Annotated in this window: 21 protein-coding genes; 9 read left to right on the forward strand and 12 right to left on the reverse strand. The window is 44.6% G+C overall.

Features of this window, described 5'->3' with window-relative positions; translation table 11 throughout:
* Position 1 precedes the first annotated feature (1 nt).
* The 6 genes from purM to DWW81_RS03630 all read right to left on the reverse strand — a co-directional run bounded on the left by purM (position 2) and on the right by DWW81_RS03630 (position 5,930).
* Positions 2-1,042 (reverse strand): phosphoribosylformylglycinamidine cyclo-ligase, encoded by a 1,041-nt coding sequence (gene purM / locus DWW81_RS03605; RefSeq protein ID WP_117876441.1) that lies wholly within the window; start codon positions 1,040-1,042, stop codon positions 2-4.
* Between the two features lie 22 nt (positions 1,043-1,064).
* Positions 1,065-2,489: an amidophosphoribosyltransferase gene (purF, locus tag DWW81_RS03610; protein WP_022287348.1), complete on the reverse strand. Its 1,425-nt coding sequence runs from the start codon at positions 2,487-2,489 to the stop codon at positions 1,065-1,067.
* Between the two features lie 5 nt (positions 2,490-2,494).
* On the reverse strand, positions 2,495-3,916 hold the full coding sequence (locus DWW81_RS03615) for an amidophosphoribosyltransferase (protein WP_117876442.1): 1,422 nt from the start codon (positions 3,914-3,916) through the stop codon (positions 2,495-2,497).
* A 5-nt stretch (positions 3,917-3,921) separates the two neighbouring features.
* Entirely contained in the window at positions 3,922-4,638 is a 717-nt protein-coding gene (gene purC, locus DWW81_RS03620; RefSeq protein ID WP_022287346.1) for a phosphoribosylaminoimidazolesuccinocarboxamide synthase, read from the reverse strand.
* A 164-nt stretch (positions 4,639-4,802) separates the two neighbouring features.
* Positions 4,803-5,300 carry a 5-(carboxyamino)imidazole ribonucleotide mutase gene (gene purE, locus DWW81_RS03625; RefSeq protein WP_117896652.1) on the reverse strand — a complete coding sequence of 166 codons (498 nt, stop codon included), beginning with the start codon at positions 5,298-5,300 and terminating at the stop codon, positions 4,803-4,805.
* Positions 5,301-5,711: 411 nt separating this feature from the next.
* On the reverse strand, positions 5,712-5,930 hold the full coding sequence (locus DWW81_RS03630; RefSeq protein ID WP_181979657.1) for a hypothetical protein: 219 nt from the start codon (positions 5,928-5,930) through the stop codon (positions 5,712-5,714).
* An 864-nt stretch (positions 5,931-6,794) separates the two neighbouring features.
* Here DWW81_RS03630 and rsmA point away from each other — a divergent pair.
* The 6 genes from rsmA to DWW81_RS03660 all read left to right on the forward strand — a co-directional run bounded on the left by rsmA (position 6,795) and on the right by DWW81_RS03660 (position 16,337).
* Positions 6,795-7,655: a 16S rRNA (adenine(1518)-N(6)/adenine(1519)-N(6))-dimethyltransferase RsmA gene (gene rsmA / locus DWW81_RS03635; protein ID WP_117896651.1), complete on the forward strand. Its 861-nt coding sequence runs from the start codon at positions 6,795-6,797 to the stop codon at positions 7,653-7,655.
* 309 nt (positions 7,656-7,964) lie between these two features.
* Positions 7,965-10,241 (forward strand): SpoIIE family protein phosphatase, encoded by a 2,277-nt coding sequence (locus tag DWW81_RS03640; protein WP_117896650.1) that lies wholly within the window; start codon positions 7,965-7,967, stop codon positions 10,239-10,241.
* A 246-nt stretch (positions 10,242-10,487) separates the two neighbouring features.
* The gene (gene glgB / locus DWW81_RS03645; RefSeq protein ID WP_181982658.1) at positions 10,488-12,506 is read left to right on the forward strand and encodes a 1,4-alpha-glucan branching protein GlgB; all 2,019 of its coding nucleotides are present in this window, start codon (positions 10,488-10,490) and stop codon (positions 12,504-12,506) included.
* A 35-nt stretch (positions 12,507-12,541) separates the two neighbouring features.
* Positions 12,542-13,744 (forward strand): glucose-1-phosphate adenylyltransferase, encoded by a 1,203-nt coding sequence (locus DWW81_RS03650; protein WP_022287953.1) that lies wholly within the window; start codon positions 12,542-12,544, stop codon positions 13,742-13,744.
* A 17-nt stretch (positions 13,745-13,761) separates the two neighbouring features.
* Positions 13,762-14,889, forward strand: a complete 1,128-nt coding sequence (gene glgD, locus DWW81_RS03655; RefSeq protein WP_117876447.1) for a glucose-1-phosphate adenylyltransferase subunit GlgD — start codon at positions 13,762-13,764, stop codon at positions 14,887-14,889.
* 35 nt (positions 14,890-14,924) lie between these two features.
* A complete protein-coding gene (locus tag DWW81_RS03660; protein ID WP_117856560.1) occupies positions 14,925-16,337 on the forward strand; it encodes a glycogen/starch synthase in 1,413 nt (470 codons plus the stop codon).
* A gap of 160 nt (positions 16,338-16,497) precedes the next feature.
* Here the strand turns inward: DWW81_RS03660 and DWW81_RS03665 are convergent, their stop codons facing one another.
* The 6 genes from DWW81_RS03665 to DWW81_RS03690 all read right to left on the reverse strand — a co-directional run bounded on the left by DWW81_RS03665 (position 16,498) and on the right by DWW81_RS03690 (position 21,787).
* Entirely contained in the window at positions 16,498-17,028 is a 531-nt protein-coding gene (locus DWW81_RS03665) for an HDIG domain-containing metalloprotein (RefSeq protein WP_022287950.1), read from the reverse strand.
* A gap of 232 nt (positions 17,029-17,260) precedes the next feature.
* Positions 17,261-18,157: a radical SAM protein gene (locus tag DWW81_RS03670; RefSeq protein WP_117896648.1), complete on the reverse strand. Its 897-nt coding sequence runs from the start codon at positions 18,155-18,157 to the stop codon at positions 17,261-17,263.
* A complete protein-coding gene (locus DWW81_RS03675; RefSeq protein ID WP_117896647.1) occupies positions 18,154-19,248 on the reverse strand; it encodes a hypothetical protein in 1,095 nt (364 codons plus the stop codon). The genes DWW81_RS03670 and DWW81_RS03675 overlap by 4 nt, the downstream gene beginning before the upstream one ends.
* A gap of 13 nt (positions 19,249-19,261) precedes the next feature.
* Positions 19,262-20,143, reverse strand: coding sequence for a 4-(cytidine 5'-diphospho)-2-C-methyl-D-erythritol kinase (gene ispE / locus DWW81_RS03680; RefSeq protein ID WP_117896646.1), 882 nt, complete (start codon positions 20,141-20,143; stop codon positions 19,262-19,264).
* Positions 20,127-21,311, reverse strand: coding sequence for an aminotransferase class I/II-fold pyridoxal phosphate-dependent enzyme (locus DWW81_RS03685; protein ID WP_181982656.1), 1,185 nt, complete (start codon positions 21,309-21,311; stop codon positions 20,127-20,129). Before DWW81_RS03685 ends, ispE begins: the two co-directional genes overlap by 17 nt.
* Complete coding sequence (locus DWW81_RS03690; RefSeq protein ID WP_117896645.1) at positions 21,308-21,787, reverse strand: Lrp/AsnC family transcriptional regulator; 480 nt, start codon at positions 21,785-21,787, stop codon at positions 21,308-21,310. The genes DWW81_RS03685 and DWW81_RS03690 overlap by 4 nt, the downstream gene beginning before the upstream one ends.
* 234 nt (positions 21,788-22,021) lie before the next feature.
* Between DWW81_RS03690 and DWW81_RS03695 the strand changes: the two genes are divergently transcribed.
* The 3 genes from DWW81_RS03695 to DWW81_RS03705 all read left to right on the forward strand — a co-directional run bounded on the left by DWW81_RS03695 (position 22,022) and on the right by DWW81_RS03705 (position 24,835).
* Entirely contained in the window at positions 22,022-22,549 is a 528-nt protein-coding gene (locus DWW81_RS03695; RefSeq protein WP_117896644.1) for a topology modulation protein, read from the forward strand.
* A gap of 115 nt (positions 22,550-22,664) precedes the next feature.
* Entirely contained in the window at positions 22,665-23,132 is a 468-nt protein-coding gene (locus tag DWW81_RS03700) for an RNA polymerase sigma factor (RefSeq protein WP_117896643.1), read from the forward strand.
* On the forward strand, positions 23,129-24,835 hold the full coding sequence (locus DWW81_RS03705) for a hypothetical protein (protein WP_117896642.1): 1,707 nt from the start codon (positions 23,129-23,131) through the stop codon (positions 24,833-24,835). The genes DWW81_RS03700 and DWW81_RS03705 overlap by 4 nt, the downstream gene beginning before the upstream one ends.
* Positions 24,836-24,892 lie beyond the last annotated feature (57 nt).

Here is a 24,892-nt window from a genome sequence, read left to right on the forward strand (position 1 = left end):
CTTAGCAGATGATAACGCCCATGTCAGAGTCAACAAGCTCGCCCAGAACGTAAGCTTCTTCGCCTGCTGCCTTGATAGCTTCGATAGCCTTGTCAGCGTCAGCCTTGTCAACAACAACAGTCATACCAACGCCCATGTTGAATGTGTTGAACATATCTCTCTCAGGAATGTTTCCTGTCTTTGCGATAACGTCGAAAATAGGAAGCACCTGAACGTCACTTCTTGCTATCTTAACAGAAAGACCGCTTGGAAGTGAACGTGGTATGTTCTCATAGAATCCGCCGCCTGTGATGTGAGATATAGCCTTTACCTTAACAGAATCAAGCAGGCTCATAACAGCCTTTACATATATCTTTGTAGGTGTGAGAAGTGTCTCGCCAAGTGTCTTGCCAAGCTCGTCATAGTGAACAGAAAGAGTCTTTTCGTCAACGCTGAATACCTTTCTTACCAGTGAGAAGCCGTTTGAGTGAACACCGCTTGACTTTATAGCTATCATAACATCTCCGGCATTCTGAGTGCTTGGGTCAAGTATCTTGTCCTTGTCAACAACGCCAACAGAGAAGCCTGCAAGGTCATATTCGTCAACAGGGTAGAAACCGGGCATCTCAGCCGTTTCACCACCGATAAGCGCACAGCCTGACTGTACACAGCCCTCTGCAACACCAGAAACTATCTGAGCTATCTTCTCAGGATAGTTCTTGCCAACAGCGATGTAGTCAAGGAAGAACTGTGGCTTTGCACCGCAGCAGATAATGTCGTTTACGCACATTGCCACGCAGTCGATACCAACCGTGTCATGCTTGTCCATAAGAAAAGCTATCTTGAGCTTTGTGCCAACGCCGTCTGTGCCTGAAACGAGAACAGGCTTTGTGATACCTGTCATGTCAAGCTCAAACAGACCGCCGAAGCCGCCGATGCCGCTGAGAACACCGCTTGTCATGGTCCTTGCAACGTGCTGCTTCATAAGCTCCACTGCCTTGTAGCCTGCCGTTACGTCAACGCCTGCTTCCTTGTAGCTGTTTGAAAAACTGTTTGTATTCATGATAAAATATCCTTTCAGTTATTTACTTCTTTTCCGATATCTTCGATTCAAATTTGTCCTTAGGCATATCCTTAGGAACTTCGATAGGGTATTTCTCTGTAAAGCAGCCTACGCAGAAATCACACTTTGAATTTCCCGCAAGCTTTTTAACGCTTTCAACACTGAGATAGCCCAAGCTGTCTGCACCGATATATTCGCATATTTCTTCATTGGTCATCTTGCAGGCGATAAGATTTTCCTTGCTGTCTATATCCGTTCCGAAATAGCATGGTGCAATGAATGCAGGGGAGGAGATACGAACGTGAACTTCCTTTGCACCTGCGTCCCTCAGCAGCTTGACGATACGTCCCGACGTCGTTCCTCTGACGATACTGTCGTCTATCATAACGACTCTCTTGCCCTTAACAGTGCTTGAAATAGCGTTGAGCTTTATCTTGACGGAGTTCGTCCTCTCTGTCTGGCTAGGCTGAATGAAAGTCCTGCCTATGTATCTGTTCTTGATAAATCCAATGCCGTATGGTATACCGCTTTCCTGAGAAAATCCCAGCGCAGCGTCAAGTCCCGAGTCAGGCACGCCTATGACGATATCAGCGTCAACAGGGTGTTCTCTCCAAAGATATTTTCCTGCCCTGAGCCTTGCCATGTGAACGCTCGACCCCTCGATAACAGAGTCAGGTCTGGCAAAATATACATATTCAAATACGCATATAGTACCCTTTTTACCACAGTGAGTCGTGATAGAGTTCACACCGTTTTTGTCAATAACTATCATTTCACCTGGTTTAAGATCTCTTATGTATTCAGCGCCGATGCTGTCAAAAGCACAGGTCTCCGACGCTACCACATAGCCGTCGTCTATCTTTCCGAGGCAAAGGGGTCTGAAGCCGTCAGGATCTCTCGCCGCAATAAGCTTTGTCGGCGACATAACGAGCAGCGAATACGCACCCTTTATCCTGTACATAGCCTTTTCAAGAGCTGCCTGTATAGACGGTGCTCTAAGACGTTCCTCGGTTATAGCGTATGATATGACCTCAGTATCATTTGTGCTGTGGAATATCATGCCCTTGTTTTCATATTGCTCTCTAAGTTCTCTTGCGTTAGTAAGATTTCCGTTGTGAGCGATAGCCATAGGACCCTTTATGTGACGAACAACAAGCGGCTGAGCGTTTGAAGCATTGCAGTTGCCTGTAGTCGAATATCTCACATGACCTATAGCAATGTTGCCCTTGCCGAGCCGTTCGAGAGTTTCCTTGTCAAAAACCTGATTGACAAGACCCACGTCCTTGTGATAGCTGAACACGCCGTCGTCGTTTACAACGATACCGCAGCTTTCCTGACCTCTGTGCTGTAATGCGTAAAGAGATACATAAGTCTGAGCCGCAACATCGCTTGTCTTGTTAGTATAAATGCCGAAAACGCCGCATTCTTCATGGATACCTGTTACCAATTAAATCATTCCCTTCCGTTCCAGCAGTAGGTGCAAAGCTCACAGCTTGGCAGTCCCACAGCCTTTACAGTGCCTTCAAGCGACTGGAATTCAACAGAGGTAAGCTTAAGTCTCCTGCATATCTCGTCCCTGAGAAATTTTCCTCTCTCCGTGCTTGAATCGCTGTATTCTTCAATGTATTTAACTCCCTCGATACCCTCGTTCTCATCAATGATCTGTCTGGCGATAAGCTCAAGCTCCGAGGTGCTGCGTGAAAAGTTAAGATACTTGCAGCCATACATGATAGGAGGACAGGCTGATCTCATGTGGACTTCCTTTGCACCGTTCTCATAAAGAAACTCAACAGTTTCCCTCATTTGAGTTCCTCTTACGATACTGTCGTCAACGAACAGAAGCTTCTTGCCCTCGATAAGTTCGTGAACAGGTATAAGCTTCATCTTTGCAACTCTGTTTCTCATAGACTGGCTTGTTGGCATAAAGCTTCTTGGCCATGTAGGAGTGTACTTGATGAACGGTCTTGCAAAAGGTATGCCGCTTTTGTTTGCATATCCTATAGCGTGAGGAACGCCCGAATCAGGTATTCCGCAAACGAAATCAACGTCAGGAAGCCTGCCGTTTTTCATATCGTTCTCCGCCATTATCTCGCCGTTGCGTGTTCGCATAAGTTCAACGTTCACGCCCTCATAGCAAGCGGTAGGGTAGCCGTAATAAGTCCAAAGGAAAGTGCAGATCTTTTTCTTGTCTGTACCCTCGCTGAGAATATTGTAGCCGTCCTTGGTTATCTCAGTTATCTCTCCCGCCTTTAACTCGTGACAGGTGGAGTATCCAAGCTTCTGATATGCAAATGATTCAAAAGAAAAGCAATATCCGTCAGAACGCTGTCCTATTATAATAGGAAGCCGTCCGTCCTTATCTCTGGCAACGATCATCGACTTGTCTGTCATTATTGCAAGTGACATCGTGCCTTCTATCTTGTCCTGTGCGTATCTTATGCCGTCAACAAAGCTGTCCTTCTGTGCAATCAGCGCACCGATAAGCCCTGCGGAATTGATAGCGCCGCTGCTCATTGTCTCAAAGTTTGCGCAGCCCTTTTCAAGCAGTTCGTCAGCCAGTTTAGCGGCATTTTGTATTACACCGATAGAGCACACTGCGTAAAGTCCTAACTTCGAGCGTACCATTATCGGCTGAGGATCTGTGTCGCTTATGCAGCCGATACAGATGTTTCCTCTCATTTTGTCAACGTCTTTTTCAAATTTAGTACGAAATGGTGAGTTTTCAATGCTGTGAATATTTCTCTGAAAGCCAAGCTCAGGGGAGAATGAAGTCATTCCGCCCCGCCTTGTGCCTAAGTGTGAATGATAGTCGGTCCCGAAGAAAACGTCCTGAATACAGTCATTAGCTGAAACAGCTCCGAAAAAACCGCCCATAGATATTATTCTCCCATTACTCTCTTTATCATCTCATGGTAAGCCTCTTCAACGCCGCCCATGTCTCTTCTGAATCTGTCCTTGTCGAGCTTCTCGTGTGTCTTAGAATCCCAGAAACGGCAAGTATCAGGTGAGATCTCGTCAGCAAGAAGTATCTTTCCGTGGAATCTGCCGAACTCGATCTTGAAGTCGATAAGGTCAATGCCGATGTTCTTGAAGAAGCCAAGCATGAACTCATTTACCTTGAAAGCATACTTTGTGATATCCTCGATCTCTTCCTCAGTAGCAAGACCAAGACCAAGAGCATAATACTTGTTGATGAATGGGTCGCCAAGCTCGTCGCACTTGTAGCTGAACTCAAGTGTAGGCTGCTTGAGCTTTGTGCCCTCTTCGATACCGAGCTTCTTTGAGAAGCTTCCTGCTGCAACGTTTCTTACGATAACTTCCAGCGGAACGATCTCGACCTTCTTAACAATAGTCTCTCTGTCAGAGATCTCCTCAACAAGATGAGTAGGGATACCCTCTTTTTCAAGAAGCTTGAACATATAGTTTGTCATTTTGTTATTGATAGCACCCTTGCCAACGATAGTGCCTTTCTTCTCGCCGTTGAAAGCAGTAGCGTCGTCCTTGTAATCAACGATAACAAGATCAGGGTCGTTAGTAGCGAATACTTTCTTAGCCTTGCCCTCATAGAGCTGTTCTGTCTTTACAATGTTTTCCATAGATTTATTCCTCCATAAAATTATTTACATTATTTATATGATACACCGAAACATATCCACTGCCGTTTTAATATGTAGGGGGAACATCGTTCGCCCGCCGACAGCAGAACTTCCCCGATATATCAAATATAACATACAGCCGAGCTATATGTCTGTATCAAAAATCAAAGCGCAGCAAGCTTGTCCTGTAAAGCCTTGTCCTTAGCCACAACGCCGTCTATCATATCCTGCTTAGCCTTTTCAAGCTTCTCAGCCAGACCCTCGTCAGAAAGAGCCAGCATCTGAATAGCAAGTATAGCAGCGTTCTTAGCGCCGTCAACTGCGACAGTGGCAACAGGGATACCGCTAGGCATCTGAACGGTAGCAAGCAGAGCGTCCATGCCGTCGAAGTTAGCACCCTTGCAAGGGATGCCGATAACAGGAAGCGTTGTGTGACCTGCAATAACTCCCGCAAGATGAGCCGCCATTCCGGCAGCGCAGATTATAACTCCGAAGCCGTTTTCCTTAGCCTTGTCAGCAAAATCGCTTGCAAGCGCAGGCGTTCTGTGAGCAGACATAACGTGACATTCGTAAGGAACACCGTAAGTTTTAAGTTCAGCAACAGCCTTGCTGACAACAGGAAAATCGCTGTCAGAACCCATTATTACCGCAACTTTTTTCATAAATTTATACCTCCAAGTAAAACAAAAAATTACAAATAAAAAACTGCAACAATGGCGTTGCAGTTTTAGTCAGTGCATAATTAGATTGTTAGAGTGCAAAAAATCAAGGCAGGACGCAATTATACTTAAAGACCTACCCATAAAAGAATATGTAATTGATGAAAAACAGCACATTTCAGTCATACATCTCTCCTGAATACATACAAAAAATACTGCACAATATTACCAGACAGTAAAGCGGAGCAAAACTGTCTGCGAAAGCTTTTTTTACTGATCTTCTCCATAACAGCATACAAAGCCTTACAATAATATTGTACAATATTTATAGATAAATTTCAACACATATTTATATAAAATTTATATCAATTAATCTTTGATTTATTGTGAAATTTGTCTACATTAACTTTTTGTTCAGAAAATACTTGTATCAGTGATCTGACCGTTTGACAAGCTGTTGACTAGATCACGCATTTCCTCTTTGGAGCGAATACAGTGCGCCGAGTCGATTATCTGCTGTCTTTGAAGCGGATCCAGCTTAGCAAAGTAAGCATAAGCCGCAGGCACCTGAGCAAGAGCCATAGACAGCCCCAGCGGCAATTCCTGCCCGTGAGCAAAAGAGTTATTTTTCATTTTTATCACCTCCGCATATATTATTTCCCGGGCAATAAAAATAATAAACCCTTACGATCTTATATGTGATACTGCACAATTTATCGCATCGTAATTTGTGCAAACAAATGATTTATTTTTTTATTTGGCAACATTTCTGCAATTGTTGCATTTTTTATGCAACAAAAGTGGTGATTTTCGGGATAAGTATAAGGATATTATCCCAAATCGAATATCCTGCAAGGTAGCAGTGTATGAGGAAACATTCTGGGGGCGTGAGTTAGGTGAACACGATGAGAGGTTCTGATCGCACAGAAAAGCACTTCCTGCACCTTGTTTGAAGCTTGAAAATCGAATAAAAAAACGACTGAAACACGACCCCCACGGCAACAAATCTGTAGGGGCGAACACTGTTCACCCGTCTTGGTCGCCCGTCAAACCCTGCGTTATCCGCACAATTTACTGCGTTTCACAAACCCTGTAGGGGAGCGGCGTAATTTCTGCTTTGCAGAAATCCGACGTCCCGCCCCCTCGACGTTTCGCATTATTGTTTATCCCACAAACCTTAATAACCCCACAACGCATGGTAGGGGCGAACAGCGTTCGCCCGTTTCGTTCCCCCACTCAACTTCGTGAAAAATCCAAACCTCGCAACTCCCCCGAAACGGGCGGTCGTATTTCTGTGAGCTTGCGAACAGAAATTTCGCCAAGCCCCTACAGATATTCGTGCAAGTTCTACCACCACAAAATCGCTCCGCTGGGTCTTCCATTACTTCATTGGAATATTATTCTTTTCCAAATCAGTTGACAATCTTTTGTTAATATGATATAATTATTTTGTTAATTTTTTGTCGATTTATCAGTTAATCTGAGGTGTATTAATAAATGGATAATCTTTCTAATATAAGTGTGATAAAAGATGTTCTCGCAAGACATGATTTCACTTTCTCCAAGGCTCTCGGTCAGAATTTCTTGGTGAATCCCTCCGTTTGCCCCAAGATAGCCGAAATGGGCAATGCAAAAAAAGGCTTCGGCATAATCGAGATAGGCACAGGCATAGGCGTTCTCACAAACGAGCTTGCCAAGCGTGCCGACAAGGTGGTGGCTATCGAAATTGACGACAGGCTTATGCCGGTCCTTGCAGAAACTCTTGCAGAATATGACAATGTGAAGATAATAAACGCCGACGTCATGGAAACTGACCTCCATAAGCTTATTGCCGAGGAATTTCAGGGCATGGACGTTGCCATTTGTGCAAATCTGCCTTATTACATAACCTCGCCCATATTAATGATGCTTCTTGAAGAACGCCTGCCCATAAAGTCTGTTACCGTCATGGTGCAGAAAGAAGCAGGCACACGTCTTTGTGCCCCTATGGGTACAAGAGATATGGGAGCAGTCACAGTGGCAATAAATTATTTTTCTGTACCGAAACTGCTTTTCAACGTTTCCCGTGGCAGCTTCATGCCCTCGCCTAACGTTGACAGCTGCGTGGTGAGGTTTGATATCCGTGATAAGACCCCCGAGGGCGTGACGGACGAAAAGTTTTTTTTTAAAGTCGCTAGGGGAGCATTTTCACAGCGAAGAAAGACCCTCTCAAATTCCGTATCATCATCAATGGGCATAGATAAATCTATAGTAAATCAGGCGATAGAGCAAAGCGACCTGCCTGCCTCCGTCCGTCCTGAAGCTCTTTCCATGGAACAATTCATAACCTTTTCCGAAGCCCTTAGAAAGCTTGTCTAATTGTACATATTTTTGTACAATTAAACCCTGCATTTACATCTGCTTGCGTTATCCGCACATTAAATGTAGGGGAGCGGCGCAATTTCTGCTTTGCAGAAATCCGACGTCCCGTTCTTCGGATATCTCAAATTAAAAATTATTACGCAAACATTGATCGTGTTTTTTCAAAAGATGTATGGGAGTGGCTTTGAGATCTGTCCGTAAATTTGGTCAGTATTTCAATTTCAAGCCCATATTGCGACACCTTTCGCTTGATAGTCCTGCTAAAATGTAATTATTACATTTTGGAAACATAGGACGTGATAAGCAATGGAAAAAATACGGCATACGGCAAAGTTTCATACCTCAGGCAAAACGAATGTACTTATGGCTGTTTTATCGGCGGCAGCAGCGTTTGCGGCAAGCTTCGGAAAGATCTTAGGCTTCCCCTCATCAATGAACGTGGCGGTGGCAGTGCTTTCGGGAACTAATGTGATACCTGCTTTTTTAGGCTCTGCACTTGCATATTTTGTAAGCGGAACATTCTCAGAGGGTATCGTTCAGCTTTGTGCGATACTTGTTATAGGGGCGGTAAGGCTTGTGATGCCCTCTGCCGACCATAAGGATGACCCCGTTTTTGTGTCGCTCCTCACAACAGGAGCAATGCTTCTTTTCAGTTGTGTAATGTCGGTGGCAATGCCGTCGGATACATATACGGCTTCACTGCGAATGATAAGCTCGCTCATGTGTGGCTGTGTTGTTTTTATTGCACTGACCGTAAAACGTCAAAGAAACCGAAGCGGTGTTTTTGACCTCACAGGAATAAACGGAGTTTTCACAGCTATACTTTATATTATGTTTATCTCGACCATCACTGCCGCACCGCTCCATGTGGTGAACTTGGGCAGGATAGCAGGCACTTTGTGTATGCTTATGGCAGTGAGAAAGTATAGAAATATAGGCGGTGCAGTTGTTGGCGCATTGACCACCTGCGGTGTACTCCTTTGTACTCCGTCACTTGCTAGAAATACGCTTTTGCTTGCCACGTCAGGACTTATTTGCGGAGCTTTTCTGCAATTCGGCTCTCTTGTGATAGTGCTTGTTTTCCTTGCAGTTTCACTTGTGAGCCTTGTGGCAATGGGCGTGAACGGTGATACATTTTCAATGTTTGCTGATTTGCTTATAGGCTCTGTGCTTTTTATCGCCCTGCCTGTTCCTGTGATAAAAAGGGTGGCAAAAAAAGTGGTTGGAGTGAAAAATTCCGTTGACCTTGTAGGGCAGACCACTTCTTCAAAGCTCAATATGGCTTCGAGAACTCTGGGCGGTATCAGAGGTCAGCTTACAATGGTCACTGCGGCGATAGATAAACGCTCAAAGGAAGCTACACTGTCAAAGCGTGTACGATCTGTTGTTTGTACCGATTGCGATATGTACTCAGTGTGCAGTAAGCGTTGTGTACAGCTTGAAGACAGCTTTTCAAAGCTTGAAAGCATAGTTTGTACATATAATAACCTCAGCCTTGACGACGTTGAAAAGCATTTGTGTGGCTGTGTGAGAAAGTCGCTTCTTTGCAAAAGCTTCAATGAATTGTATACCGACTTTGTGGCAGAACGTGCCGACAGCATGAGAGTTCGTGAAATGCGTGAGTTTTTAAGCGAACAGCTTTCCTCCATGGAGGATATCTTATCCGACCTTTCGTTCAGAGCAGGTCAGGTGAGAAGCGTTGATCCTCAGCTTTCAGCAAGAGTAAGGGAGCATTTCTCAAACCTTGGCTATCCAAATGTGAAAGCCTGCGTTTACATAGACGAAAACCTTTGTCAGCGTGTGGACGTTTTTATAACTGCGCAGTTCAGGGGTGATCTTGTAAGGCTCACAGCAACGCTTTCAGAAATGATAGATTATGACCTTGATATGCCTGTGATAGTCAAGGTGGATAATATAACCAGAATGTCCTTTGCGGAAATACCGAAATTCACAGTTGATATAAAAAGCTTTTCAGCTTCGTCAAGCGGAGAATATTCAGGGGACAGCTTTGAAGTCTTTGATTCAAGCGTAAACGAAAAGTATATCGTCCTTTCAGACGGCATGGGAACAGGAAAAAGAGCAAGACTGGATTCATTGTTTTCTGTAAGTCTTGTTACAAGGCTCATACGATCGGGAATGTCTATGCAGACAGCCCATAGGCTTATAAATTCCATGCTCAGAGTTAAGGGCTGGGAGGAATCTTTTGCGACTCTTGATATAATGCGGCTGGAGCTTAATGGCGGAACAGTGCAGTTTCTGAAATCGGGTGCGGCGCAAAGCTTTCTTTTCCGTGACGGCGGTCTTAAAGCTATCGGCGGACAGGCTTTTCCTGCTGGGATACTTGCGGAGTGTACCCCTGATGTGAGCGAACTCAAGCTCTTTGACGGTGACGTTCTGCTTATGACCTCAGACGGCGTTGAGGACGCTACGGCACGAGAGATACTCCGCTGTAACGGAATGAACGCTCATGAGATAGTCACGGCGCTTGGCGCAAAGGCGCTTGCTCAGCGAACAGGAGGCAGGCGTGACGATATAACTATTATTGCCGCAAAAATTTTCCTTCGTGACAAGAATGAAAAATGAATGTAAATGACTTGGCCGACTTTTGCCTGCAATTTTTTACTTTTGTATACTTTGACTTTACTTTTCCTATGTTATTATATAAAATCTATTGTGCAAAATATATAAAACTATCTGTTGAAATATGTGCGAATACGAGAATAACTACTAAAACTATTGCAAATTTGTTCAAAAAAGATTAAAATATAAGTATGAAACACCGAAATTATTCAGCGGTTTTCACAAAAAGACAAGGGAGGCTGAATTGTGATAGATATTATTCCAAAGGATTATGAACTGCCGCTCTATCTTTTCCACAATGGCACAAACTGCGAAACATATAAGTTTCTTGGCTGCCATAAGGGAGAGAAAGACGGCATAGAAGGATATTATTTCAGAGTCTGGGCGGCACACGCTGAAGGCATTTCTGTTGTGGGAGATTTCAATGACTGGGACGAAAATGCCACTCCAATGGAGAAGATAGACGACTCAGAGGTGTGGGAGGCTTTTGTTACAGGGCTTCAGACTTATGATACATATAAATACTGTATCCACGGCTGTGACGGCAAGACCCATTATAAGGCTGATCCGTACGGCACACACATGGAGGTCGCTCCGAACACAGGCTCAAAGGTTTTCGATATAGACGATTATCTTTGGAGCGATAAAAAGTGGATGACCGAGAAAAAGTCTAAGGATATCTACAATTGTCCTATGAATATCTATGAGGTACACCTCAATTCATGGAAGGCTTGTCCTGACGGAAAATATTTCTCATATGTTAGATTTGCAGATACTATAATCCCTTATATAAAGGAAATGGGCTATACTCATATCGAGCTTATGCCGCTGGCGGAATATCCTTTTGACGGCTCTTGGGGCTATCAGGGTATCGGCTATTTTGCGCCGACTTCACGTTTCGGAACGCCTTATGACTTCATGAAAATGATAGACCTTTTCCATTTGGCGGGAATAGGCGTTATCCTTGATTGGGTGCCTGCACATTTCCCAAGGGACGAGGCTGGACTGTTCGAGTTTGACGGAGGTCCGTCATATGAATACTCTGACCCGAAAAAGGCAGATCACCTCACTTGGGGAACGAGAGTTTTCGATTATTCAAAGGGCGAGGTAAAGTCGTTCCTTATCTCGAACGCTCTTTACTGGATAGAAAAATATCACGTTGACGGTCTGAGAGTTGACGCTGTTGCGTCTATGCTTTATCTTGACTATGACAGACGTGACGGAGAGTGGACGCCTAACAAATTCGGTGGCAAGGAAAATCTTGAAGCTGTTCAGTTCTTCAAGGATCTCAATACCGCTGTGTTCGGAAGGAACCCTAATACCCTTATGATAGCCGAGGAGTCAACTTCATGGCCTATGGTAACAAAGCCTGCAAGCGACGGCGGTCTTGGCTTCAACTTCAAGTGGAACATGGGCTGGATGAACGATATGCTCAAATATATGGCTCTTGACCCTATTGACAGAGCTTTTCATCATGATATGCTCACGTTCTCATTCTTCTATGCTTTCTCTGAAAACTTTATTTTGCCTATCTCTCATGACGAGGTGGTGCATGGTAAAGCTTCATTGGTAAATAAAATGTATGGTGGAGATATCGACAATAAGTTCAGGCAGTGCAAGCTGTTCATGGCTTATATGATGGCTCACCCAGGTAAGAAGCTTCTGTTCATGGGTGCTGATTTTGCTCAGTTCAGAGAGTGGGATTATGAGAATGGTCTGGAATGGTTCATGGTGGACGAATATGAGAACCACCGCAATTATCTGAACTACTCCAAGAACCTCAATCACTTCTATCTTGACCACCCTCAGTTCTGGGAGAGAGATTTCTCTTGGGAGGGCTTTAGCTGGATATCAAATGACGATTTCAAGCAGAGTATCATCATCTTCAGACGTTTTGACAAAAACGGCGGAGAGGTCATCGTTGTGTGCAACTTCGTTCCTGTGGAAAGAAAGTCATACTGCTTTGGCGTTCCTTACTGGGGCAGCTATACAGAGGTGTTCAACTCGTCTTCTGTTGACGGATCCCCTTGCACTAACGGCACCGTAAAGGCTGTTGATGAGAAGATGCACGGCTTTGATCAGTCTGTTTGTATCGACATTCCTGCGTTCTCCTGTATGTATTTCACGGTGAAGAAAGAGGAAAGACCTGTGCCTGAGAAAAAGGCAGAGAATAAGAAAAAGACAAAGACGGCGGCTAAGAAAACTGCTGTCAAGAAAGCCGCTAAGGCGAAAACAACTAAGAAGTCCACAGCTAAAAAGGCTGAGTAATATAGACTTAATAAAAATTGGTGGGTGAATTAATTATGTTCAACAAAAAAGAATGTGTTGCAATGCTGCTGGCAGGCGGTCAGGGAAGCAGATTGTATGCCCTGACACAGAGCGTTGCAAAACCGGCAGTACCTTTCGGTGCTAAGTATCGTATCATTGATTTCCCTCTCTCGAACTGTATCAATTCAGGTATCGACACAGTGGGCGTGCTGACACAGTATCAGCCATTGGTACTCAATGAGTACATTGGAAACGGTCAGCCTTGGGATCTTGACAGAATACACGGAGGTGTTCATGTGCTTCCTCCTTATCAGACAGCTTCAGGCGCTGACTGGTATTCGGGTACTGCAAACGCTATTTATCAGAATATCGCTTTTGTAGACAGATATGACCCTGAGTATGTTGTTGTTCTTTCAGGCGACCATATCTACAAAATGGATTACAACAAGATGCTTGAATATCACAAGGCTAAGAACGCTGACGCTACTATCGCTGTTCTGGACGTTCCAAAGGAAGAGGCTTCACGTTTCGGCATCATGATAACCGACGAGGACGACAACATCATCGACTTCGAGGAGAAACCAAAGAACCCTCGTTCAACTCTTGCTTCAATGGGTATCTACATATTCACTTGGAAGAAGCTGAAAGCTTATCTTATCGCTAATGAGAACGACAAGGAAGCTTCAAAGGACTTCGGCAAGAACATTATCCCTGACATGAGAGAAGCAGGCGAGAAGCTTGTGGCTTATCGTTTTGACGGCTACTGGAAGGACGTTGGAACTATCGACTCTCTTTGGGAAGCAAATATGGATCTTATTAATCCTAACATTCCTATCGATCTTTATGACACAAGCTGGAAGATATACTCAAGAAACCCTGTTATGCCACCTCAGAGCATAGGCAAGAACGCTCAGGTACAGAACTCTATGGTAACAGAGGGCTGTGTTATCGACGGCTCTGTAGAGTTCTCAATGATCTCTGACGGCGTTACTGTTGAGGAAGGCGCTGAGATACTGGATTCTATCCTTATGCCTGGCGCAGTTGTCAAGAAGGGTGCAAAGGTCGAGTATGCTATCGTTGGCGAGAACACTGTTATCGGTGAGAACGCTCAGATCGGTGCAAGACCTGAAACTATCGAGGACAAGGACTCATGGGGCGTTGCTGTAGTGGGCAATAATCTGACCGTTTCTGACGGCAGTGTTGTTGCACCAAAGGCAATAATTTACGAGAATATCTAAGAAAGGACCGAGTAAACATGGATGTAAATATGGGTAACGTACTGGGTCTTGTTTTCGCTAATATGCACGACACGACTCTTGGCGACATGACAAAGAACAGAACTATGGGTTCTGTAATGTTCGGCGGAAGATACCGCCTTATCGACTTCCCACTGTCTAACATGGTAAACAGCGGCATAAGCGAGGTCGGTGTTATAACAAAATCTAACTATCAGTCACTTCTGGATCACCTGGGCTCTGCAAGAGAGTGGGATCTGGCAAGAAAAAAGGGAGGACTTTACATTCTGCCTCCATTCGGCAACGTTGAAAGCACTCTTTACAGAGGCAGGATCGAGGCTCTTTATGGTGCGATGAGCTTTATCAAGCACTCAAGAGCTAAATATGTTATCCTTTCAGACTGCGATGTTGTCACAAACATTGACTACAAGCCTATCGTTGCGGCTCATATAGAGAGCGGTGCGGACATTACTGCTGTTGCACACACTGGCGTTTACAGCTCTGAGGATATTAAGACTTCAACAGTATTCAACGTTGACGCTGACAAGAACGTGACCTCTGTTCTTATCAATCCTGACATCAGCGGCACTTGCACGACTAGCCTTAATGTGTTTGTTATGTCAATGGATTTCCTTATTGAAACTGTTAATGACGCAATGGCTAGAGGAAATGTAAGCTTTGAGAGAAATATTCTTCAGGAGAAGTGCAGAGAGCTTAAGATAAAGATCTACGAGTACGATAACTATTTCAGCAAGCTCAACAGCCCTGAAAGCTACTTTAAGTCAAACATGGCTCTGCTTGAACCTGAGAATGCACGCAAGTTGTTCGTTCCAAAGCGTTCTATCTACACAAAGGTAAGCGACAACGCTCCTGTTAAGTACGATCTGGACAGCAAGGTATCAAATTCTCTTATTGCTGACGGCTGTATCATAGAGGGCGAGGTAGAGAACTCTGTACTGTTCAGAGGCGTTAAGGTAGGCAAGGGTGCAAAGGTCAAGAACTGTATCCTTATGCAGGGCACTGTTGTTGGTGACAATGCTGAGCTTAACTATCTTATCACAGACAAGAACGTTTCTATCTGTGAAAACCATATCCTTACAAGCTCGCCACAGTATCCTATGTATGTAGGAAAGGGAGCTTCTGTATAAAAAGGTCGCAATGACTTAGGAAAGAGGGTTCGGATATGAACATACTTTATACTGCAAGTGAGGCTTTGCCTTTTATTGCTTCAGGTGGATTGGCTGATGTTGCAGGCTCACTGCCTGCGGCTATCAATGCCGAGGGTCACGATTGCAGAGTCGTGATACCTTATTACAGCTCTATCAGGCAGGAGCTTAAGGACAAGCTGACATATGTTACGAATTTCACTGTGCCGGTGGCATGGAGAAATCAATACTGCGGCGTTTTTACAGGCGTTGTGAACGGAGTGACTTATTATCTTTTGGATAATGAGTATTACTTCCAGAGAAACGGCTTATATGGCTTTTATGATGATGCTGAGAGATTTATATTCTTCTCAAGGGCAGTTCTCGAGCTGCTGAGATACATCGACTTTAAGCCAAATGTTATAAACGCCAATGACTGGCAAACGGCACTTGTTCCTGTTTATTATGATATTTTCTACCGCTATCAGCAGGGTTATGAGGATATCAAGACTGTATTCACCATACACAACATTCAGTATCAGGGACAATATGGCTTAGAACTTATCAACGATATTATGGGCATTCCGCTTTATCATACGGATCTGCTTTCATATGACGGTGATGTGAACTTTATGAAGGCTGCTATTGAAACGGCTGACAAGGTGACGACAGTTTCGCCAAGCTATGCTTGGGAGATACTTGATCCATGGTATTCACATGGTCTTGACAGGGAGCTTGTGAACAAGCAATACAAGCTTTGCGGAATACTTAATGGTATAGATCAGAAGATCTATGATCCTGCAACTGATCCTGTTATTGCTAAGAATTATAGTTTGAATGACAAGACGGGCAAGGCTGTTTGCAAGCACGCTTTGCTCAGCGAGCTTGGCATGGCACATGGAAAAGAGCCTGTTATCGGTATCGTAACGAGATTTGTTTCACACAAGGGTCTTGACCTTATCAAGTATGTGTTTGAGGACATCATCAGACTTGGCTGCAAGTTTGCTATTCTTGGTTCGGGCGAGAAGATATACGAGGACTTTTTCAGCGAAATGCATTATCGTTATCCTGACAGAGTGGGTCTGACTATTGGTTTTGTGCCTGAGCTGTCAAAGAAGATATACGCTGGTGCGGATATGTTCCTTATGCCGTCGCAGAGCGAGCCTTGCGGTTTGGCTCAGATGATCGCTCTGAGATATGGTACTATACCTATTGTAAGAGAGACAGGCGGTTTGAGAGACAGTATCCATGATGCAGGCGACAAGAATGGAAACGGCTTTACTTTCAAGTCTTATAACGCACATGATATGCTTGACGCTGTTGTTAGAGCCAGGGCATACTATGATGACAAGATGAAGTGGGGCAGGCTTGTGAACACTGCGCTCAAGCAGGATTTCAGTTGGACAAAGTCCGCCAAGGATTACATTGCACTTTACAACGACATTCACTAAACACCAATATCCGTTTATTTTGCCTGATAAACGGGAAAGACCGTCCCTTATCTTAGGGGCGGTCTTTTTGTGTTTATATAAGTGTACGATCAATTGTACATTTATTTAGGAATTTGTCAACAAACTGAAAGCGGACAGGTGTGTGCCTGTCCGCTTTGGTTTAATGCTGTTTTGTTCGCATTGCTTTCGCTTTTTCTTTCATTTTCTGACCCAAATAAGAGCCTATTTCCAACATTGCGGTGTATTTGTCGATACACACGATAACGTAAGATTCAGCGTATTTAGGGAATTTCAGGGTCAGCGGCCACATATGCTTGACTATCATATCCTCCTCACGCTTGCCTATCTCAAAATGCTGTTTCGCATTGTTGAGTGCGACCTTTGGGTGGGTCATTCCGTGAGGCATTTCGCCTTTTTTCTTCTCACGATCCCGCCAATCATAAAGAAACAGATCGTGAAGCAGACCTGCTCTTGCTGCGGATCTTGAATTTAGTCCCAATTTTCTGCAAACGAGATAGTTATAGTAGGATACATTGATGCAATGCTGATAGCAAGTCGTACTATAGTGATGACGAAAATTTTTCATTTCGTTTACAACATCGCTGTCAAGCAGGTCCTTTACAAACTCAAAATACTCCTTTGCTTCCTCGGAATTTTCAATGGAATATCTTGAACCGAAAGCCTTTGACATTTGCATGACCTCTTTTCGATAACTTATATGCAGGCGGCAATTTTGCTGCCCTTTTTACGGTTGGTGACTAATGTTTACCCCATAAGTTACCCCATTCAAGTTTGTTTTACCAAACTTACATTAACATTATAAACTTTTTTGTTCAAAATGTCAATAGGGAATGTATAACAATTTTATTACAAAAATATCGGGCTGTCTGCGTTAGCATGGCAGTCCGATAAAAAATTGCATATCAGTAATATTTTTCGTCATAAAATTTGGGGATAAAATCTTTGGCGGCGGATGTGCGGCTTTGGACAAAACCCTCAAAACCGTATTTGTTCACGGCGTCAATGACGGTGTTATACTCGAAAGTTGATGTCTTACGGCAAAGCTCTTTGTAGTCAAAGGCTTTATACACGGGGGTGAACTGGCTCATAAGACTTATCATTATCTCGTCTTTGGCAAAATTTTTGCCCAGCCACTCCATAAGCTTTATGGAGTCTTTACGGTGGGTAGGGAGGACAAGGTGGCGGACTATTGTGCCGCTCTGCATTATGCCTTTTTCGTCAAAGGTTGGCTTGCCTGAAAGCTCCGCCATTTTATGTATGGAAGCGGCGGCGTTTTCAAAATAGTCTGCGGCTTTGGAATATTTATCCGAAAGTGTAGGATCAAAATATTTAAGGTCGGGTAGAAATATCTGCACATAGCCACGAAGAAGCTCCAGCGTTTGGGGCTTTTCATAACCGCCGCTGTTATAGACCACGGGGATAGTGAGCTTATCTTTACAGAGGTCGAGTGCTTTGATTATTTGCGGAACGAAATGGGTGGGATTGACGAGGTTTATGTTGTTTGCGCCCATTGATCGAAGCCGCAGAAAAGTGTCTGCAAGTTCTTGTTCGGTAAGCTCAAAGCCTTTGCTCTGAGCGGATATTTCGTAGTTTTGGCAGAAACAGCATTTCAGACAGCAGCCTGAGAAAAATACTGTTCCTGAGCCTTCTGTGCCGCTGATACAAGGTTCTTCCCACATATGAAGCTCGGCTCGGGCTATCCTTACTTTGGCAGTTTCACCGCAGAAGCCTTTATGCTCGTATCGGTTCACTTTGCACTCTCTTGGGCAGAGGGTACAGCTTTTAAGGATATCGTTCATGCCGCTGTGTCAGCTCCGCTTATTTTGGTGTAGGAGTCAGAGGATAGGTCGCCTGATGAGTCTGTGTTTTCGTCAAGCGGGATATTGAACTGGAATGAATCTGTTATCAAATCGTCGTTCTGGAAGCAGGCTGTGAACGTGGTGCGCTTTGAATCGGCAGGGACAAGGAACTTGATCGTATAGGTCATATCGTCTTCGTAGTCGCTTTCACCGGGGAAGAAGTTGTTTGAGAAAAACGAATTATCGTTTTCGTCATAGGCGGTGTTGTAGGCAAAGGTGAATTTTACCTGTCTGTTGCTATCGCTGATATTAACATCAAGGTCGAGGTCTATTTCCCATACTGTGTCACCGCTTATAATACCGCCTGAAAGGGAGTTTCTTTCCTCATCGGTCAGGTCGCTTACTTTGCGTTCGGTGAGGGTATAGCCTTGATACTGAACGCTGTAGGTACCGTCCTCAGCGTCTTGCGCTACATAGAGGTTGGAATGGTCGGTGTAGTCATCATTGGCTTCACTATAGGTATTGTCATAATCGTAGTCATAGTTATAGTCATCATATTTGCTTGAAATTATTTTTGATGAGACAAAGCCTATGATAGTTGGGAGGATAGCCATAAGGATTATTATGACCACAACGGCGGTGGCACAGCCTTTGCCGCCATTCTTTTTGTTAGAGTGGTTTATGTTCGTGGCGTTGAAGCTATAGGAGCTGTTGTTTGGGCGGTTATAGCTTGTACGCTGTTGGCTGTAGTTATTGAGGGCGGCAAGCTTTTCGGCTCTTGAATTTGAATAGCTCGGGGGAGGAGTCGGGTTTTTAGGTGGGGTATAGGTGCTTTGGAAATTCTCGTCCCTTGCTTCCTCTTTACGTTCCTCGGAAACGAAATCGTTCTTTTCTTCTTTGAAGGTGTCGTTTTCAGACTGACCGAACCAGCCGTCCTGCTCGTTATCGGCACGGAGATCATGAGAGTGCAGGTCATCTGAAAAGCTGTTACAGCTTATATCCTCGTCACGGGCTGTGAAGCACTCTGGACAAATTATCTCATCATCGCTTTTAAAGCGGTATCCGCAAATTCTGCATTTATTTCTGCTCAATTATTTCACCTCATTAATATACAAATTCCCAGCCCTGTTTTACAGGCTGACAAACGCACTTATAGCTCCAGCCTGACAGCTTTTCTGCGGCTGTTTGTGCGGAAGCGATATCGGGGAAAACTCCAAAAACGGCTGAGCCGCTTCCTGTCATAAGTGCGGAGAGAGCTCCGCTGTTTTTAAGTTCATGCACTGCATGAGCTATCTCCTCACGGTCGGCGGCATATTCCAGCACATTGAAAAGGTTTGAGCATATGCCGAAAAGCTTTCCGCCGCCGATATATCTCAGCAGGACGTCCATACTACAGCGTTTTGGGTTTGAAATGCTGTCATACTTTTTGAAAGCTTCGGGGGTGGAGATACCCACGTCGGGTTTTATTATTACGAAAGCGCAGTCGGGTGAGGGCAGGTTGCTCATTATTTCGCCAACGCCCTGACAGAGCCTTGTGCCGCCTGTAATACAGAAAGGCACGTCTGCACCCAGAGCCACGCCTATGGAGCAGAGCTGTTCATCGGTGAGCCTTGTATCGAACATGAAGTCCAAGGCTCGAAGGGCAGCGGCGGCGTCTGCACTTCCTCCGCCCATGCCGGCTTGTGAGGGGAGGTTTTTCTCCACGTTCACTGTTATTTTACAGCCGAAGTCAATATGGGTAAAGTCGGCAAAGGCATGGTAGGCTTTGGTGATGATATTATCCTCGCCTTTTGGAAAACTGTCAAGTTTGCAGGTAAGCTCTATGCCCTCGCCCTCAGAGAGTGTGAAGTCCAGTAGGTCGAAGCAGGACACTGACTGCATGACAGTATTTAGCATATGGTAGCCGTCATCACGTTTACCAACGATATCCAATGCAAGATTTATTTTTCCGTAGGCTTTTATTTTTAAATTACTGCGCGTTACCATTTTTGATATCCTCTAAAAATTCTCCGATACGTTTGATAGCCTCTCTCAGGTGGTTAAGGGAATAGGCGTAGGAGACACGCACATAGCCCTCTCCGCACTCGCCGAAAGCATCTCCCGGCACAACGGCTACCTTTTTGGTGTACACAAGTTTTTCGCAGAAGTCGGTGCTTGTCATGCCTGTGCTTTTGATACAAGGGAAAACATAGAATGCGCCTTGTGGTGCAAAGCATTTAAGACCAAGCTTATTGAAAGAATCCACCACAAAGCGACGGCGGATATTATACTCGTTACGCATGGCATCTATATCCTTCTGACAACTGTGCATGGCAACGATAGCGGCATACTGGCTGACAGTAGGGGAGGACATGATAGCATACTGATGAAGCTTGAGCATTTGGGACACTATCTCTTTTGGTCCGCCAAGGAAGCCAAGCCGCCAGCCTGTCATTGCAAAGCTTTTGGAAAAGCCGTTTATGACGATAGTACGCTCACGCATACCCTCTATTTCTGCGATAGAGCAATGCTTGCCTGAATATGTAAGCTCGGAATATATCTCGTCTGAGGCTATCATGATATTGGTATCTTTAAGCACCTTTGCGATAGCTTCGAGATCCTCATGGCGCATTATCGCACCTGTTGGGTTATTAGGATAAGGCAGGACGAGGAGCTTGGTTTTGTCGGTTATTTTTTCACGAAGCTCGTCTGCTGTAAGTCGGAACTCGTTTTCTTCCTTTGTTTCTATGACCACTGGAACACCGCCGCACAGGGAGACGATAGGATGATAACAGACAAAGGACGGTTCGACTATAAGGACTTCATCACCGGGTTGGATAAGGCATCTTATGGTAAGGTCGATAGCTTCAGAGCCGCCAACAGTGACGATTATTTCCTTATTAGGGTCATAGCTTGTGTGGATAGTACGCTGAAAATACTTGGCTATCTCTTCACGGAGTGCGATCAGACCTGCGTTTGCGGTATAGCAGGTCTTGCCTTTTTCCAAAGTTGAGATAGCTTCCTGACGTATGAGCCATGGAGTTTTGAAGTCAGGCTCGCCAACGCCAAGGGAGATAACGCCCTCTAGCTGCTGTGCGATATCGAAAAATTTTCTGATACCTGAGGGCTTCATTTCCTTTATGGCAGGGCAAAGCACTTTATTATAATCTATCATGGGGAGATCAAACCTCTTTCGTCTTTATCATCTGTGCTTATCATGATGCCGTTGTCTTTATAGACCTTTAGCACGAAGTGTGTGGCGGTGGACTGGACAGCGTCGATAGTTGCAAGTCTTTGGGAAACAAACTGTGAGATGTCCCTGATGTTTGCACCGTTCACGGCGACAATTATATCATATGCACCCGACATAAGACGGACAGATTCCACCTGTTCATAGCTTGCAATCTGATTTGCTATCTCGTCAAAGCCTGACTGTGACTGCGGGGTGACTTTAAGTTCTATAAGAGCAAAAACTGAATTAGGGTCATAGGCACTTTCGTCAACGATAGCGGAATAGCCCTTTATTACGCCGTCTTTTTCAAGCTTGGCGATATCCGCCGCCACCTGTTCTTCTGACTTATCGAGAAGAACGGCAAGCTCGCTGTTTGTGATACGGGCGTTGTTTTTCAGTAATTTTATAAGCTGATCCATAAATAAACCTCCTTTAAGATTTACAAATATACATTATATATTATAACATATTATCTGTATGAACGCAAGTATTGTGATGTAAGAAATGAGTAATTTATCTGTCAGAATAGACAAAGGGGAGGGGGTGGGGTTAGGCAGGGTAACAAATTTTGGGGTGCGGGGTTGTTTGGGGTGGGGAGATGTGGTATACTTTAGGTCTGCGTTGCTTATATGAGATCAGGAATTGGAGGAAGAATGAAAAGAATAATGGTAATAGGCTGCTCGGGGTCGGGAAAATCAACTTTTGCGTTAGAACTTGGGAGAATAACAGGAATAGAAGTCACACACCTTGATAGGCTTAATTGGAGAGCAGGCTGGAAAGAGGTCAGCCGCAATGAATTTGACAGACAGCTTGACGAGGTGCTTAAAAAGGATAGCTGGATAATTGACGGAAATTATTCAAGGACAATGGAGAAACGTTTGGAAAAGGCTCAAGTCGTTTTCAGATTTAGGCTCAGTACAGCAGCTTGTTTATACGGATATTTTTCACGTTTGATAAAGGGCAAATTGGGAAAGAAACGCATTGATATGGCAGAGGGGTGCAGCGAGAGATTTGATTTGGACTTTGTAAGGTTTATAGCAGGCTTTGAAAATGATAATGCAGAGAGGACTGAAAAACTTCTTGAGAAATACCCTCATGTAAAGGTGATACGCTTTAATTCAAGGCGGCAGGCGGAGAAATTTCTTAAAGGGTCGCAGGAGTATTACGACAAAAAGTTATAAGATGTGAAAAAATATGTGGCGGCTGCAAGGTTTCGGGGCTGTGATGCGTTTTATATATGAAACCAAATAAAAGTGCTGTTATCCCTTTTGGCGGCACTTTGCAAGGGGTGGTTTGATGAAAGAGAAAAATATCGGGGTGGCTTATGAGATGTATTTTGACATGGTATACCGCATTTGCTATTTATACATGAATGGCTGCGGGGCGGACAGTGAGGACGCTTGTCAGCAGGTGTTTTTGAAATACATGGAACATGGCGGCGGATTTGACAGCGGCGAGCACGAAAAGGCTTGGCTCATCGTGACGGCTCAGAATGTTTGTAAAAGTATGCTCAGGCGTGTTTATCGCAGACACGTCAGCTTATCTGAGGCAGAAAACGTTATGGTGGAGGACAAGGCTGACGGGATAATGGAGGAGATCTTAAAACTGCCGGAAAAAGAGAAAACGGCTATTTATCTTCACTATTACGAGGGCTACTCGGGGGCTGAGATAGCGAGGCTTTTAAAGTGCAGGGAGTCAACGGTATTTTCATATCTTCACAGAGGACGAAAGAGGCTTAAAAAGCGATTGGAGGAACAGCTATGACTGACAGAGAATTTGAGAATATCATAAAAGAAAAATTCAGTGCTGTGAAATGCTCCGACGTTGGAAAGAAACGCATTTTTGACGCTTTGAAGGGGGCGGACGATATGAATGAGAAAACAGGACGGAATGTATTTAATGAAAAGACAAGTGAGATACAAGAGATAAAGGCGGCTAGGGTCAGCAGGAAGAGAAGTTTTGCGGCGGTGGCTGCGGTGGTGGTGCTTTGCATTGGCGGCGGAGCTTTTATGCTCAGGTCGGGGATAGATAGTGATGTGGGGACTGCGGTGGACGGAAGTTCAAATGACGTGAGGCTTGCTACAGACGACAGTTCAAATGCTATTGCAGAGGTGGAGCAGACGGAGATATACAAGGAAAATTACGATTATCTCAGCAGGTTTTACAGCGACAGGGGCTATGACATAAGTGCCCTCGGTGAACAGCTGACGGTGTTTGACACGGCGGTGGGATATGCTTATGACACTGAGCATTTTGATGTGCGTGTGGCCGGAGTGATAGATCATGACCCGTTTGCTACTGTGGCGGTGGTGTTTATACCGAAAAACGGGGAGCTTGAGGGTGCAGATGATAAAGAACTGACGGTGGATTTTAACTCGCCATACCGTGACGCACCTGATTATTTTTCAGATGATTGGTATGATACGGCGTGGGGCAATGCTTACAACTATGGCGATCATGCTATTGCTTTTCTGAGCTGTTCATTCCTTTACACAGATGATAAGGGCAATATGGTAGACCGATATGTGGAAGATACACATTATGATGTTTATGCCACAAGTTTTCGTGTTGGTGAAAAGGAATATGAGCTTAATTATTCCGCTGATCTGACCTTATACGGCGAGGGTGAGTATACAGGCACAACGATCGAAAATGGCAAGACGAGTTGGTACACCTGCGGTGTTGAGCCTTTTGAATTGGATATACAGGAGGTCAGCTTTAACGCATCGGGGCTGAACTTTACCTTTAGCTCTAAGGCGGATATTGACACGCTGAGAAAGGCACTTGACCCTGATGTCATACTATTTGATGAGGCTGACAGAAAGTCTTGGTTTAAGGATTATGACCCGGACAAGAACTATGAGCCTGTTAAGCTGACGGGTTCGGACGGCAGCGACATTGCTTTTGTTCACACGATCTTTGGTATCATGGACAATGATGACGGAACATATACGGCGTATTATGACACGGCACAATCGCCTGTTGATTACAACAATGTTCAGGATATCATGATATGCAACTTGAAGGTCGGTTCTGTGGGAGATAGTTATCCGAGCGGTGAATCTGCTGTGGAAAGTGACGTTCAGCCATATTATATTTATCACTGGTATGGTCAAGAGCCTAATGAGATATCGAACCCAGAAACTATAGAACTTATAGACCAGTGGATAGACAAGGCTAAGGCGGTTTGTGAGGATTATCCTTATATTGAGGGATTGGAATATGGCGGTGCAGACGCTTACGGCATTTCTACTGAAAAAGTAGAGGCCGGCAAGGCACATGATTCTATATGCATAATAGATATTTCACAATACTCATGGGGAGACGCTGACGGCAGGGAAGTTCACAATTTCTCTTTCACCGATGAGGACGGCGAAACTAAAAGATACGAGCTGCCGCAGGAGATGATAGGGGAGATAATGGGGCTTATCGCTGAGGCTGATTCGGTGAGCCATGATGTTGGGTAAAATTTGATGCTGTGGGGGCGAACGATGTTCGCCCCTACAATTTGCGTAAATGCGTTA

It is taken from the genome of Ruminococcus sp. AF17-1AC (assembly GCF_003461385.1).
Taxonomy (GTDB): domain Bacteria; phylum Bacillota; class Clostridia; order Oscillospirales; family Ruminococcaceae; genus Hominimerdicola; species Hominimerdicola aceti.